We start from the raw sequence: 13,428 nt of genomic DNA on the forward strand, positions 1-13,428 counted from the left end.
TCAGTCGTTGGCGCGGGCGAGGCCCGCCTGTGCGTAGTAGCCGGTGATGTGGTCGTGGACGAGGGCGCGGGCGCGGGCACCGTCGCCCGCATCGACGGCCTCGAGGATCGCCCGATGCTCGGCGCGCAGACGGGCGACGGCGGCATCCCAGTCGGGGATCCTCGCCGCCCCGGCCTGCACGTAGGACTCGATCGCCGTGCGCAGACCCGCCATCATCGCGACGATGACGACGTTGCCCGACGCCTCGGCCAGCGCCAGGTGCAGCTGCGCGTCGAGGGCGAGGAACTCGGGGGGCGTGAGGTCGGCGGCCTCCATCGCATCGACGATCGTGCGGGCCTGGGCCGTTGAGCGCTCCGGGTCGGCCGCGAGCGTCTCGACGACCGCCGACTCCAGGGCGAGGCGGGTGGCGACGACGTCGTCCAGCGGAAAGCCCTGAGCGGCGACCTGCAGGCGCAGCAGCGCCGACATCCCGCCCTGGGGTGTCGCGATGATGATGGCGCCGGATGTCGGGCCGGAGCCGGTGCCGGTGCGGATGAGGCCCATGACCTCCAGCACCCGCAGCGCCTCGCGCACGCTCGATCGGCCGACGCCGAGGGTCGTGGCGAGCTCCCGCTCTGGAGGGAGGCGATCCCCCGGCCGCAGGGCGCCGTCGAGCAGGTCCGCCTCGATCTTCTCGAGCACCACGCGCCAGGCGCGCGCGGGGGCGATCGCAGCCTGGGGTGTGGGAGTGCCTGCCACGGGTCTCCTCGTCGATGTCGGCCCTCCCCGTTGAAGGGCGCGGTGTGGTCAGACCACGATAACTTGTGGTCGGACCACAGACAACCCGTGTGCCGGCGGATGTCGCCGGCCGGAGGCGCCGTGGGCGCTACCCTGACGACATGGATCCCCTCGTCCTGGTCCTCATCGTCGCGGGCATCGCCGCCGCGTTCTGCTGGATCACCTCGCTCGTCACCCACGAGACGTCGTGGATCGACCGCCTGTGGTCCATCGTCCCGGTCGTCTACGTGTGGATCTTCGCCGGCGCCGCGCTGACGTCCGGCGTCGACGCCACACGCCTCATCGTCATGGCCGTGCTCGTGACGGCCTGGGGCGTGCGTCTCACCTTCAACTTCGCCCGCAAGGGCGGCTACACCGGCATGGAGGACTATCGCTGGGCCGTCCTGCGCAGCCGCATGACGTCCTGGCAGTTCCAGCTGTTCAACCTCCTCTTCATCGTGCTCGCGCAGAGCGCCCTGCTGGTGCTCATCACCCTTCCCGCGTACGTCGCGTGGCAGCATCCCGTCCCCTTCACGGGATGGGACGCGGCGTTCGCGGTCCTGTTCGCCGGCTTCCTCGCGGGCGAGACGGTGGCCGACCAGCAGCAGTGGGAGTTCCACCGTGCGAAGAGGCAGGCGGGCGGCACACTCGAACCTGGCTTCCTGTCGACCGGACTCTTCGCCTACAGCCGCCATCCGAACTTCTTCTTCGAGCAGGCGCAGTGGTGGGTGTTCTACGCGCTCGGAGCTGCCGCCCTCGTGGCCGACGGCGGCAGCTGGCTGAACGGCACGATCGCCGGCGCCGTGGGCCTCACCATCCTGTTCATCGGCTCGACGATCTTCACCGAGTCGATCTCCGCCTCGAAGTATCCGGCGTACCGCGACTACCAGCGCAGCACGTCGATGCTCGTCCCGCTCCCCCGCCGGCGGCGCCGCGCGGCCGAGCCCGCGTGAGCGGCCCTTCGCCTACTGCAGGCGGCCGCCCGACGCGCGCAAGTAGTCCTCGGCGCACAGCGACTCGTACGTGACGCGCTCGGCGGTGAGCTCGTCGATCGCGACCTGGTCGCCGTCGAAGACGAATCGTCCGCCGACGAGCCGGGCGTTGAAGAGCGCCTTGCGGCCGCATCGGCAGATCGTCTTGAGCTCTTCGAGACTGTGGGCGAGCTCCAGCAGGCGGGCCGAGCCGGGGAACGCCTGCGTCTGGAAGTCGGTGCGGATCCCGTAGGCGAGCACGGGCACGCCGTCCATCACCACGATCCGCAGCAGATCGTCCACCTGCGTCCTGGTGAGGAACTGCGCCTCATCGATGAGGAGGCATGCGACGTCGACCTCGTGCTCGTCCGACTCCGGCACGAGGGCGGATGCGGCATCCCGCTTCACCCGCGCGCGGTGCTCGGCGAACAGCGTGCGCAGATCGGCGTCGGGGGCGATCAGGAAGTCCACCGTGCGCTTGACGCCGAGCCGGCTGTCGATCTGGTCGGCGCCCTTCGTGTCGATCGCCGGCTTCGCCAGCAGCACGTGCTGTCCCCGCTCCTCGTAGTTGTACGCGGCCTGCAGAAGGGACGTCGACTTGCCGGAGTTCATCGCCCCGTAGCGGAAGTACAGCTTTGCCACGGATCGAGCGTAGTCGGTGTCGTCACCGCGCTCCGGGCTCAGCGGCCGCCGAAGCCTCCGCCGCCGCCCCCGCCGCCGGAGAAGCCGCCGCCCGACGAGCCGCCGGATGACGACCAGCTCGAGCCCGACGAGGAGCTCGAGGAGGACCCCGGTCGCGAGACCGGGGTCGCAGCCAGGCGGCCGATCGACGAGGACGCGTCAGCGAGCGAGCGGGAGGTCACCGCGTCGAAGAGCGCCAGGTCCGTCGCCGTCTCGGTCCCCGCCGCCGCGCGGATCACCCGCACCCACTCCCGCTCCATGCCGAACAGCACCGCGTAGGGCAGCAGCCGCTCGTACAGGTTGACCACGTCGGCCCCGCGCCCGCCGGGCGCTTCCCCGTACGGGCGCCGCCCGGACGACACGAGGTCCGCCGTCCGCGGCGACTGCGCGGCGCGCAGGCGGTCCTCCTCGGCGAGGGCGAGGTACTCGCGGATGCCGTCGAGGTAGGTCCGGTGCATCCCGCCGGCGACAGTCAGGGTCGACGTCGGCAGCGACACGAAGGGAAGGCCGATGAACGCGAAGAAGGCGCTCCCGAGTGCCGCGAAGTAGAGCACGTCACCGAGCGTCCCGAGGGGCCCGAGCACCACGAAGGCGCCGTCCGCGAAGAAGATCAGAAGGAGCGCGAGAGGCATCCCCGTCGTCTGGATGAAGCCGCGCGTCCGTCCGATCCAGGCCGGCAGCTTGCTGCGGTAGCCCCGTTGGACGGTGAACTCGTCGATCCGCCGCACGTACGTGACCGCGCGCGGCGGCGGCTTGGCGGCGAACGCTCCGAGGTCGACGTCGGCGCCGGATTCGGCCTTGCGCCCGAACAGGGTGTCGACGATCCTCCGCTCGTCCGCGTCCAGGCCAGCGGTCTCGCGCAGCACCACCTCGAAGTCGTCGGCGTCCTGCCGGTCGCCGCTGGCGCGCAGCTCCACGGCATCCTTGACGGCGAGGTCGACCACGTGCGCGGCCAGCGCACGCTGGGGCACATCCAGCACGCCCGCCGACAGCGTGAGCGACTCGTCGGCAGGCGGCGCGTACTGCACGATCACCGGCGACCGGTCGGGGTTACGGCGCGCCGCCGCCTTGACCACGAGCAGGAAGGCGAGGCCGCCGACGCCCGAGAGCAGGGCGAGCAGCGGGAGGATCCACAGCCACCACGGGTACGGCGGAGGTGGCGGAGGGCTGGGCGCGGCGAACGTGCCGCGCTCGAAGCCGATCGCCACAGTGACGTTCTCGTCGGGTCCGAGCCCCTCGTCGGCGGCGCGGAACGCGACGGCGCTGGTCGCCGACGAGCCCGACGCCATGGCCCACCACGAGACCTCCTCCGGCAGCGCCTCCGGGGCGTCCGCCCGCTCGATGTCGCACTGCTCGCTGGAGCCCGCCGGCCCGGTGTAGCAGAACACGCGCCCGTCGATGACGGCGGTCGCGGCATCCGTCGCCACATGCACGTCGGCGTGGACGACATCGAACGGCTGGGCGTGGTCGGTGCCCACGGTGTCCCAATAGAACTCGTCGGCCGCGGTGTCCTCGTACCGCAGCACGACGTCGCTCATCTCGTAGGTGATGACGTACGTCTGCGCGCCGTGGACGTACGAGTCGTCGCCGGTGAGGACGTAGATCCAATCGCCGTCCCGCTCGGTCCACCACGGGATCGCGTCGCCGTCCTCGCCCGTGACGCCGAGCACGACGGTGCCCAGCGGAATGCCGCTGTCGACGACCGGCAGCGCGCGCACCATGCCCTTGTTCTGGTCGAACTCGGGGAACCGGGCGACGATCGTCTCGGTCGTGAGCAGCCGGCTGCGATCTCCGGTGCCCCGGACGAGCCAGTAGTCCGCGTCGAACGAGTCGAACGAGAAGTCGTCGACGGATGCCGCCGCCAGCGCGCCGATCACCGGCGGTCGCTCGGGGCCGCGCGCGGAGAAGGCGGCGGGCGCGCGCTCACCCGTCGCGAGCGCCACAGCCCCCGCCACGAGCACCGCGACGATGGACGCCGCGGCGATCCCCCAGCCGCGCCGTGCGCGTCCTGACACCGGCATGCCCCCACCCTAGGGGTCGAGCACCCCGCGCTCACAGGATCGCAGGGACCACCGCCTCATCGGCGGATCACGCGGTGAGGGCCAGCGTCTCCGCCGTCTCGCCGAGGAGCTCGCGCGCGGTCTCAGGGCGCGCGTTGAGGGTCTCGCCATAGCTCGGGATGAGCTCGCGCAGACGCGGCTCCCACGCCTGGATGCGGTCGGGGAAGCACGTCTTCATCAGGCCCAGCATGATCGACACCGCGGTCGAGGCTCCCGGCGAGGCGCCGAGCAGGCCCGCGATGGTGCCGTCGGCGCCGGTGACGACCTCGGTGCCGAACTGCAGGATGCCGCCCTTCTCGGGGTCCTTCTTCATGACCTGCGCGCGCTGCCCGGCCTGCAGCAGCTCCCAGTCCTCATCCTTCGCCGTCGGCATGAAGACACGCAGGCTGTCGACCTTCTTCTTGTGGTTCTTCAGCAGCTCGCCGACGAGATACGAGATGAGGCTGGGGTTGTCCCACGCGACTTTGAGCATCGGCCCCAGGTTGCCCGGACGCACTTGGCCGACGATGTCGAACCAGGAGCCGTTCTTGAGGAACTTTGGGCTGAACGTCGCGAACGGCCCGAACAGCAGGGATGCCTCACCGTCGACGACCCGCGTGTCGAGGTGCGGCACCGACATGGGCGGCGCGCCGACCGACGCCTGCGAGTACACCTTCGCCTTGTGCTGCGACACGATGGCGGGGTTGGTGGTCTTCAGCCACTGACCGCCGATGGGGAACACGCCGTACCCCGAGATCTCGGGGATGCCGGAGCGCTGCAGCAGCTTGAGGGCCCAGCCGCCGGCGCCGACGAAGACGAACTTCGCGCGGATCTCACCGGGCGTGCGTCCGATCGTGCGCCGGTACTTCACGCGCCAGGTGCCGTCGGGAAGACGCTTGAGGCTGCGCACCTCGGTGTTGGTGCGGACGTCGGCGCCGTTCTCGGCGAGGCGGTCGACGAGCTGGCGGGTGAGGGCGCCGAAGTCGACGTCGGTGCCGGCGGGCACGCGGGTCGCGGCGAAGGGCTCGCCCTTCCGGCGCTTCTGCATGAGCAGCGGCGCCCACGTGTTGATGACGCGGGAGTCCTCGCTGTACTCGATGCCGGCGAAGAGCGGCTCATCCTTCAGCGCCTCGTAGCGCTTCTTGAGGTACGCGACATCCTTCTCGCCGCGCACGAACGTCATGTGCGGCGTGGAGTTGATGAACGTCGACGGCGCATCGAGCACGCCCTCGTCGACGAGCGAAGACCAGAGCTGGCGGCTCTGCTGGAACTGCTCGTTGATCGAGATGGCCTTCGCCGGGTCGACCGAGCCATCCTTGCCCTCGGGCATGTAGTTGAGCTCGCAGAGTGCGGCGTGACCCGTGCCGGCGTTGTTCCACGCGTTCGAGCTCTCCATGGCGACGTCGCTGAGCCGCTCGAACAGGGCGATCTTGAGGTCGGGCTGGACCTCCTGCAGCAGGGTGCCGAGCGTCGCGCTCATGATCCCGCCGCCGATCAGCAGGACATCGACCGTGCCGGTGGGGAGGTCGCTGTCGTCGGGGCTGGGCAGGGCGTCGGAGGGCGTTTCGGTCACCAGACGATTCTAGTTCGCCCCGAAAGCGGCCCTGACCGGGGACGGCGGCGCCACCGGAAAATCCGCGCGTTCTTGCCCCGGCGGCAAGCGCGGAGGGTGCCGGCGCTCGGCGTCAGACGCTCGCGCCGAGGTTCGCGGCGACGAGCTCGGCGATCTGCACCGCGTTGAGTGCCGCGCCCTTGCGCAGGTTGTCGTTGGAGATGAAGAGGACGAGGCCCTTGCCCTCCGGCGCGGACTGGTCGGCGCGGATGCGGCCGACGTAGCTGGGGTCGGTACCGGCGGCCTGCAGCGGCGTGGGGACCTCCTCGAGCTTCACGCCGGGTGCGCTCGCGAGCAGCTCGCGCGCACGCTCGGGGGTGATCTCGCGGGCGAACTCGACGTTGATGCTGAGCGAGTGGCCGGTGAAGACCGGGACGCGCACGCACGTTCCGGCGACCCGCAGGTCGGGCAGCTCGAGGATCTTGCGGCTCTCGTTGCGCAGCTTCTTCTCTTCGTCGGTCTCGTTGAGGCCGTCCTCGACGAGGCTGCCGGCGAACGGGATGACGTCGAAGGCGATCGGGGCGATGTACTTCTCCGGCTGGGGGAAGTCCAGCGCGGACCCGTCGCGCGCCAGCCGCTCGACGCCGCCCTGCGCCAGCACGCCCTCGACCTGGCCGAGCAGCTCCTGCACGCCCGCGACGCCGGAGCCGCTCACGGCCTGGTAGGTGCTGACGATCAGCCGCTCGAGTCCCGCCTCGGCGTCGAGCACCTTCAGCACCGGCATCGCGGCCATGGTGGTGCAGTTGGGGTTGGCGATGATGCCCTTGCGCGCCTCGGCGATCGCGTGCGGGTTGACCTCGCTCACGACGAGCGGCACGTCGGGGTCCATGCGCCAGGCGCTGGAGTTGTCGATGACGACGGCGCCCGCCTCGGCGAAGCGGGGCGCGTGCGCGCGGCTGCCGGTCGCTCCGGCCGAGAAGAGGGCGATGTCGATGCCGCTGAGCTCGGCCGTGGCGACATCCTCGACGGTCACGGCCTGGCCGCGGAACACCACGTCCGATCCGGCCGAGCGGGCCGTCGCGAACGCCCGGAGCTCGCGCACCGCGAACCCTCGCTCCTCGAGAATGTCGATCATCGCGCCGCCGACCTGGCCGGTGGCGCCGACGACGGCGACGGAGAGTCCTGAATCGGAGATGCGGGTCATGGGTGGTTCCTCAGCGTGGGCACAAGCGTGGAGCGGACGCGCGGACACCGTCGGACGCGCGGGATTCGCCCGATTCTACCTTTCGCAGCCCTGAGCCCGGGCCGCGGTTACGCGCGGCGGTACTCGTTCATCACGACGCCGGACGCGAAGCTGCGCGAGCGCTCCAGCACGAACGACGACGGCGCATACCCGCCGGCGAACAGCGGAAGGCCGTCGCCGAAGACGATGGGGTTCACTTTGAGGACGAGACGGTCGATGTGCTCCCGCAGCTCCGTGGCGAGCACTCCCCCGCCGCACAGCCAGATGTCAGCGGCCTCCTGCGCCTTCAGCTCGGCGACGACGGCACGCGGGTCCTCGGCGGTGATCCGCACTCCGGCGCCGACGTCCGCCGAGGTGCGTGTTCGCGAGAACACGATCTGCTCGAGGTGGGGGTACGGGCTGTCGGTGAACTCCAGCCCTGCGGCGAACGTGTTCCAGCCCATCAGCACGGTCGAGAATCGCCCGCGCGGGGCGCTCATGCCCCGCGCGTCGTACATCGCACCGGGGACGGTGTCAGCCCACTCTGCGTTGATGACGTCGATGTGGTCGCCCTCGACGGGAAAGGCGTCGAAAGCCCCGCGCGGCGACGCGATCCGTCCATCGAGGCTGACGGCGGCGTAGTAGACGAGATCGCGCATGTGGATCCTTTCACGACATGTGTAGTGAATGCCAGACTACGACATCTGTCGTGGATTCGCTACGCTGATCCCGTGGCACGTAACGAGGAGCGACGGCGCCTGCTGGCGGATGCCGGAATCTCCGTGCTGGCGGCGGAAGGCATGCGAGGGCTCACCCATCGGGCGGTCGACGCCCGGGCCGGCGTGCCGACGGGAACGGCGTCGAACTACTTCCGCAGCCGGAACCTGCTGATCTCAGCGCTCGTGGAGCGGATCGGCGAGCGGTTGGCGCCCGACCCGGCCGTACACGCCAGATGGCAGGACCGACCCGCCGACCGCGCGCTGTTCGCCGACTACACACGCGACATCGTGCGCCGGCTGACGTCGGAGCGGGAGGTGACGCTCGCACTCTTCACCCTCCGCCTGGAGGCTGCGCGTTCGCAGGAGATCGCCGACGCGCTGGGGGCGTGGATGCGCGCCGGCTTCGCCGCCGACGTCGCGTTCAACGAGTCCGCAGGGCTGCCCGGCGGCGCGTTCGAGATCGCCCTCTTCCACTACGCGATCGAGGGACTGATCCTCGATCGGCTCACCGTGTCCATCGACGCGGACACTCCGACCGACGACATCGTCGAAGCGCTCGTCGAGGGTCTGCTCACCGACGGTCGCGACGTCTCGGCGGGCTGACGCCGGAGCGGGGGATGCCGCGGATCGCGGCATCCGTCATCCTCTGCCGCTCGCGTCAGCGACCGGTGCCGGCGTAGACCGTCGCCTCGACGTCGCCGTCCAGGTCGTACGCGGTGTGCACGACCCGCGCCGCTTCGGCGAGGTCGTCGCCTCGGACCACGACCGAGATGCGGATCTCGGAGGTCGAGATCATCTCGATGTTGATGCCGGCGACGCTCAGGGCCTCGAAGAGGGTCGCCGAGACGCCGGAGTGCGTGCGCATGCCGGCGCCGACGACCGACAGCTTGCCGATCTGGTCGTCGTGCACGAGGTTCTCGAAGCCGATCTCGGCCTGGTCGCCGGCGAGCGCCTTGAGCGCGATGGCGGCGTCGGTCTTGGGGAGCGTGAACGAGATGTCGGTGCGCCCGGTGGCGGCCGCCGACACGTTCTGCACGATCATGTCGACGTTGGCGCCGGACTTCGCGACGACCTTGAAGATCTCGGCCGCCTTGCCGGGAACGTCGGGGACGCCGATGATCGTGATCTTGGCCTGGCCGAGGTCGGTGGCGACTCCGGCGACGATGGGCTCTTCCATCTCTTCTCCCTCTCCGGCGTCGGGGATGCTCATCCCCGGGCCGAGCACGTAGGTCCCCACGCCCGAGCTGAACGTGGAGCGGGCGTGGATCAGCACGCCGTGGCGGCGGGCGTACTCGACAGCGCGGATGTACAGCACCTTCGCGCCGTTCGCGGCGAGCTCGAGCATCTCCTCGGCGGAGACCGCGCCGAGCTTGCGGGCCTTCGGCACGACGCGGGGGTCTGCGGTGAAGATGCCGTCCACATCGCTGTAGATCTCGCACACGTCGGCCTCGAGCGCCGCGGCGAGCGCGACGGCGGTGGTGTCGGAGCCGCCGCGACCGAGGGTCGTGATGTCGCGGGTGTCGCGGTTGAAGCCCTGGAATCCCGCGACGATGACGATGGCGCCCTCTTCGAGCGCCTCGCGCAGGCGGATCGGGGTGACGTCGACGATCCGCGCGGATCCGTGGTCGGCCGTCGTGATCATGCCGGCCTGGCTGCCGGTGAACGAGCGGGCCTCGAAGCCCATCGAGTGGATGGCCATCGCCAGCAGCGCCATCGAGATGCGCTCGCCGCTGGACAGCAGCATGTCCAACTCGCGGGGCGCCGGGATCGGCGCGACCTGGCCGGCGAGGTCGAGGAGCTCGTCGGTCGTGTCGCCCATGGCGCTGACGGCGACGACGACGTCATGACCGGCGCGGCGGGTGTCGACGATGCGCTTCGCGACGCGCTTGATGCTCTCGGCGTCGGCGACCGACGATCCGCCGTACTTCTGGACGATGAGCGCCACGATGAGTCTCCACGCGTGTCTCGAGGGGCGGGCGGGAACGGATGCCGCACCCGACGTTCCATCTTACGGACGCGCCCATGCGCGCCCGGTCATGTGACGGGCCCGCGGCGTCCGCCAGCTCACCGCAGCACAGGATCGGAGATCTGCGGTGACACGCGGCGCGGAGCGCGCGCGGATCGGCGTGTCGCTGAAAGGTTCCGATTCTGTGCGCCGCGTGGCGGCGCCGCCGCGCGCTAGCATCCGTGCCATGGAGCAGATCGAGGCCTGGTCGGAGTTCAACGTCGCCATGGTGGGCGCGACGGCCGCCCTCGCGGGCCTGGTGATCGTGGCGGCGAGCGTGAACATCGCCGAGATCATCAAGGAGGCCTCGCTCACCGCCCGCCTCGCCGCCGGGATCGCGGGGCTCGTCCTGGCGCTGGCCGGCTCGGCCATCGGGCTCATCCCGGGCATCGGCCCGCAGGGCTACGGCGTCGCGATGTGTCTGCTGGCGGTCGGCGCGGCCGCGTTCGCCGTGCAGGCTGCGCGACGGATCTTCGAGAACCGGCATCCGCGGAACCGGCTCCGGGCAGGCAAGGCCGCGGTGGGCTTCATCGCACCGCTGGCGTATCTCGTGGGCGGCGCGCTGCTCGCGGCCGGCCAGGGTCACGGGCTGCTGTGGTTCGCCGTCGGCTCGATCGTCGGCATCATGGCCGCGCTGATGGTGTCGTGGATCGTGCTTGTGGAAGTCCTGCGCTGAGCCCGAATGACCCGATCGCCCGTCACGGCGACGGGATGGGCGGGAACTCCGCCTCGGCCCGCGGCGCTCGCAGCCGCCCTCCCGTGGCGGCGAGCCAGCAGCCCACGATGACCAGGGGGAAGCCGACGAGCAGCCCGGCGGTGAGCGGCTCGCTCAGGACGATGGTGCCGAGCACGATTGCGACGACCGGGTTCACGTACGTGAACAGCGGCGCCCGCACCGGGCCGACGCGCGCGATCAGCGCGAAGAAGGCGATGAAGGCCACGGCTGTGCAGAGCACCGCGAGCAGGACGAGCGACACCGTGCTCTCGACCGTCGGGACCTGATGCTGCGTGAGGAACGCGATGGGGGTGTAGAAGATGCCCACCGCGAGCAGCGCGAGCGTGATCGTGCCGAGCGCAGGCACATCGCGGAGCTTCGTGGCGATGACGAACGGCGCGATGGCGTAGAGCAGAGCCACGAGCAGCACCTCGCCGACGGCGAGGAGTCCGCCCCCGCCCTCCACGGCCAGGCCGGGCCCCGCGACGATGACGAACACGCCGACGAACCCGACGACGAGACCGATCGCCCGGGCGGGGCTCAGCACCGAGCGGTCGCCGCCGCCGAAGGCGATGAGCGCGGCGAACAGCGGCACGGTGGCGACGAGGAGGCCGGTGAGCCCGGAGGGAAGGGTCTGCTCGGCGTGGCCGAGGAGCAGGAACGGGCCCGCCATCTCGATGGCGCCGAACACGAGCACCCAGCCGATCTTCGAGAACGCCGGGCGCAGCGCCTTCTGCTTCAGCGCGAACGGCAGCAGCAGCAGCGCACCGAGCAGCGTGCGGCCCGCCACGACCGCCGCCGGCGAGTACGACTCGACCGCGATGCTGATGAACAGATACGGGATGCCCCACAGCACCGCCATCGCGGCGAAGAGCAGCCACGCACGCATGTCGAAGCGCTGCGAGGAGTACATGGGGTCCTTCCGTCTCAGATGCCGGCACCCGCGCGGCATCGGACCGTCGTCGACCAAGACTGGACCGACACCGCCGCGCCCGCGAGGCGGACGACCGCCAATATACGGCGGACTTCCGACATCGCGGCTAGACCGAGCGGCGCCCTTCGAACGCCCGCCCGAGGGTGACCTCGTCGGCGTACTCGAGGTCGCCGCCGACGGGGAGCCCGGAGGCGAGACGGGTGACGGCGATCTCGAGGGTGTGCAGCAGACGGCTCAGGTATGTGGCGGTCGCCTCGCCCTCGAGGTTGGGGTTGGTGGCGAGGATGACCTCCTGCACGGTGCCGTCGGCGAGGCGCTGCATGAGCTGCGTGATGCGCAGATCGTCCGGGCCGATGCCGGCGATCGGGCTGATCGCCCCGCCGAGCACGTGGTACAGGCCGCGGAACTCCCTCGTGCGCTCGATGGCGGCGACGTCCTTCGCGTCCTCCACGACGCAGATCAGGGTGTGATTGCGCCGTGGGTCGCGACAGATCGAGCAGCGCTCCTGCTCCGTGACGTTGCCGCACACCTCGCAGAAGCGCACCTTCTCGCGCACTTCGCTGAGCAGCTCGGCGAGGTGGGAGACGTCGAAGTTCGGGGTCTGCAGGATGTGGAAGGCGATGCGCTGCGCGGACTTCGGGCCGATGCCGGGAAGGCGGCCGAACTCGTCGATCAGATCCTGGACGATGCCGTCGTACATGGCCTAGCTGAACCTCGTGGGCGGCTCGTAGGGCTCTTCGCGCACGAATCGGGCGCCGAGCACCTGACGGACGACGGCCTCGCCGTACCGCTGCACGCCGCCGTTGCGCGTCCTCACAGAGGGCACCAGCGGCGGCGCCACCGTGGGGGGCACGGGGACGTCGGCGATCGCCGCGCTCTCGTCATCGACGTCGTCATCGTCGTCGTCGCGCTCGATCGACGGTGCGACCTCGGAGGGCGGCAGGACCTCGCCCTCGCGCGCGGGCGCGAGCGTCGCGACGCGGACGGGCGCCGCGCCGGCGTCCTCCGGCTCGTCGTCGACGGCGAACTGGCTGGGCATGGCGGCGGGACCGGGGTCGGGCGGGGGCGCGTCGTCGTCGGACGGGATCGGCGCGACGGCCCACTCGGTGACCGGGGCGGCAGCCGCAGGGGCGCCATAGGAGCCGGTGCCCGTCGCCGAGCGCGGCGCGGCGGGCGCGGACGCCCGGGGTGCGGGGCCTACGGCGTCGCGGGAAGGTCCGCTCGCCTGGGACCGCGGAGCGGGAGCCGCCGACGCGGAAGGTGCCGGGCCGGGGTGGCGGGCCGCCGCGGGTGCCGTCTGCGGCGATGCGCCGGTCGGCCGTGCCGGTCGGTCGGGCGCGGGCGCTCGACCCTCGCCTGACGCTCCTGCCGGGTCCGGTGCGGCCGGGCCGCCGGTGGCGGCGGGACCACCGGGGGCCGCCGGCCCGCCGGAGCCACCGCCGGAGTCGTGCCGCGCGATGTACTTCACCCGGATGCCGAGCTCGGCGAGGATCGCCTGGCGGAGGTCCTCGCTCGGGCCCTTGCCGGCGGCGAGGTGCTTGAACTTCACGACGTCGGTCTGGCTCCCGAAACCGAGCGTGAGGACGTCATCGTCCAGCCCGAGGAGCCGCGCGCCGGAGGCGAGCATCCACGAGGACCTGCTGACGTCCTCCAGGCGACCGAGCACCTGCGGCCAGGCGTCCTTCATGCGCTCCAGGGTCACCGGTCCGGCCGGGACCGGCGCCGGCGCGGCGGCGGGGATTCGCGAAGGAGACCCATTCCGCGGGCGCCGCGGGCGCGAAGACCTTCGAGGGCGGGTTCAAGGGTGCCGGGGCCCGCACGGGCCGGACGCTCG

Annotated in this window: 13 protein-coding genes; 3 read left to right on the top strand and 10 right to left on the bottom strand. The window is 71.2% G+C overall.

Annotated features, from left to right (window positions below; translation table 11 throughout):
* Positions 1–738, bottom strand: coding sequence for a FadR/GntR family transcriptional regulator (locus V6R91_RS20415; protein WP_336396747.1), 738 nt, complete (start codon positions 736–738; stop codon positions 1–3).
* Positions 739–878: 140 nt separating this feature from the next.
* On the opposite strand from V6R91_RS20415, the gene V6R91_RS20420 reads away from it, so the two are divergent.
* A complete protein-coding gene (locus tag V6R91_RS20420) occupies positions 879–1,709 on the top strand; it encodes a DUF1295 domain-containing protein (RefSeq protein ID WP_336396748.1) in 831 nt (276 codons plus the stop codon).
* Between the two features lie 12 nt (positions 1,710–1,721).
* On the opposite strand, the gene V6R91_RS20425 is transcribed toward V6R91_RS20420, so the two are convergent.
* From V6R91_RS20425 to V6R91_RS20445, 5 genes are all read right to left on the bottom strand, one after another.
* Positions 1,722–2,369 (bottom strand): thymidine kinase, encoded by a 648-nt coding sequence (locus tag V6R91_RS20425; protein ID WP_336396749.1) that lies wholly within the window; start codon positions 2,367–2,369, stop codon positions 1,722–1,724.
* Positions 2,370–2,407: 38 nt separating this feature from the next.
* A complete protein-coding gene (locus V6R91_RS20430) occupies positions 2,408–4,429 on the bottom strand; it encodes a DUF2207 domain-containing protein (RefSeq protein WP_336396750.1) in 2,022 nt (673 codons plus the stop codon).
* A 67-nt stretch (positions 4,430–4,496) separates the two neighbouring features.
* Complete coding sequence (locus V6R91_RS20435; RefSeq protein WP_336396774.1) at positions 4,497–5,996, bottom strand: malate:quinone oxidoreductase; 1,500 nt, start codon at positions 5,994–5,996, stop codon at positions 4,497–4,499.
* Positions 5,997–6,132: 136 nt separating this feature from the next.
* Positions 6,133–7,203, bottom strand: a complete 1,071-nt coding sequence (locus tag V6R91_RS20440) for an aspartate-semialdehyde dehydrogenase (RefSeq protein ID WP_336396751.1) — start codon at positions 7,201–7,203, stop codon at positions 6,133–6,135.
* A 107-nt stretch (positions 7,204–7,310) separates the two neighbouring features.
* Positions 7,311–7,880 carry a dihydrofolate reductase family protein gene (locus V6R91_RS20445; RefSeq protein WP_336396752.1) on the bottom strand — a complete coding sequence of 190 codons (570 nt, stop codon included), beginning with the start codon at positions 7,878–7,880 and terminating at the stop codon, positions 7,311–7,313.
* Positions 7,881–7,952: 72 nt separating this feature from the next.
* Between V6R91_RS20445 and V6R91_RS20450 the strand changes: the two genes are divergently transcribed.
* Positions 7,953–8,543: a TetR/AcrR family transcriptional regulator gene (locus V6R91_RS20450; protein ID WP_336396753.1), complete on the top strand. Its 591-nt coding sequence runs from the start codon at positions 7,953–7,955 to the stop codon at positions 8,541–8,543.
* Positions 8,544–8,598: 55 nt separating this feature from the next.
* Here V6R91_RS20450 and V6R91_RS20455 read toward each other — a convergent pair whose 3' ends face one another.
* On the bottom strand, positions 8,599–9,885 hold the full coding sequence (locus V6R91_RS20455; RefSeq protein WP_336396754.1) for an aspartate kinase: 1,287 nt from the start codon (positions 9,883–9,885) through the stop codon (positions 8,599–8,601).
* A gap of 247 nt (positions 9,886–10,132) precedes the next feature.
* Here V6R91_RS20455 and V6R91_RS20460 point away from each other — a divergent pair, with 247 nt between their 5' ends.
* Complete coding sequence (locus V6R91_RS20460; protein WP_336396755.1) at positions 10,133–10,621, top strand: hypothetical protein; 489 nt, start codon at positions 10,133–10,135, stop codon at positions 10,619–10,621.
* Positions 10,622–10,643: 22 nt separating this feature from the next.
* On the opposite strand, the gene V6R91_RS20465 is transcribed toward V6R91_RS20460, so the two are convergent.
* From V6R91_RS20465 to V6R91_RS20475, 3 genes are all read right to left on the bottom strand, one after another.
* Positions 10,644–11,573, bottom strand: coding sequence for a DMT family transporter (locus V6R91_RS20465; protein WP_336396756.1), 930 nt, complete (start codon positions 11,571–11,573; stop codon positions 10,644–10,646).
* A 127-nt stretch (positions 11,574–11,700) separates the two neighbouring features.
* Complete coding sequence (recR, locus tag V6R91_RS20470) at positions 11,701–12,294, bottom strand: recombination mediator RecR (protein WP_336396757.1); 594 nt, start codon at positions 12,292–12,294, stop codon at positions 11,701–11,703.
* A 3-nt stretch (positions 12,295–12,297) separates the two neighbouring features.
* The gene (locus V6R91_RS20475) at positions 12,298–13,281 is read right to left on the bottom strand and encodes a hypothetical protein (protein ID WP_336396758.1); all 984 of its coding nucleotides are present in this window, start codon (positions 13,279–13,281) and stop codon (positions 12,298–12,300) included.
* Positions 13,282–13,428: the final 147 nt, after the last annotated feature.

This window comes from Microbacterium sp. CCNWLW41, assembly GCF_037083505.1.

What these genes read in the sequence shown, in the direction of transcription:
- V6R91_RS20420 (WP_336396748.1), top strand. Translation starts at nt 879, where the DNA reads ATGGATCCCCTCGTCCTGGTCCTCATCGTCGCGGGCATCGCCGCCGCG.
- V6R91_RS20430 (WP_336396750.1), bottom strand. Translation starts at nt 4,429, where the DNA reads ATGCCGGTGTCAGGACGCGCACGGCGCGGCTGGGGGATCGCCGCGGCG.
- V6R91_RS20440 (WP_336396751.1), bottom strand. Translation starts at nt 7,203, where the DNA reads ATGACCCGCATCTCCGATTCAGGACTCTCCGTCGCCGTCGTCGGCGCC.
- V6R91_RS20445 (WP_336396752.1), bottom strand. Translation starts at nt 7,880, where the DNA reads ATGCGCGATCTCGTCTACTACGCCGCCGTCAGCCTCGATGGACGGATC.
- V6R91_RS20460 (WP_336396755.1), top strand. Translation starts at nt 10,133, where the DNA reads ATGGAGCAGATCGAGGCCTGGTCGGAGTTCAACGTCGCCATGGTGGGC.
- V6R91_RS20465 (WP_336396756.1), bottom strand. Translation starts at nt 11,573, where the DNA reads ATGTACTCCTCGCAGCGCTTCGACATGCGTGCGTGGCTGCTCTTCGCC.
- recR (WP_336396757.1), bottom strand. Translation starts at nt 12,294, where the DNA reads ATGTACGACGGCATCGTCCAGGATCTGATCGACGAGTTCGGCCGCCTT.
- V6R91_RS20475 (WP_336396758.1), bottom strand. Translation starts at nt 13,281, where the DNA reads ATGAAGGACGCCTGGCCGCAGGTGCTCGGTCGCCTGGAGGACGTCAGC.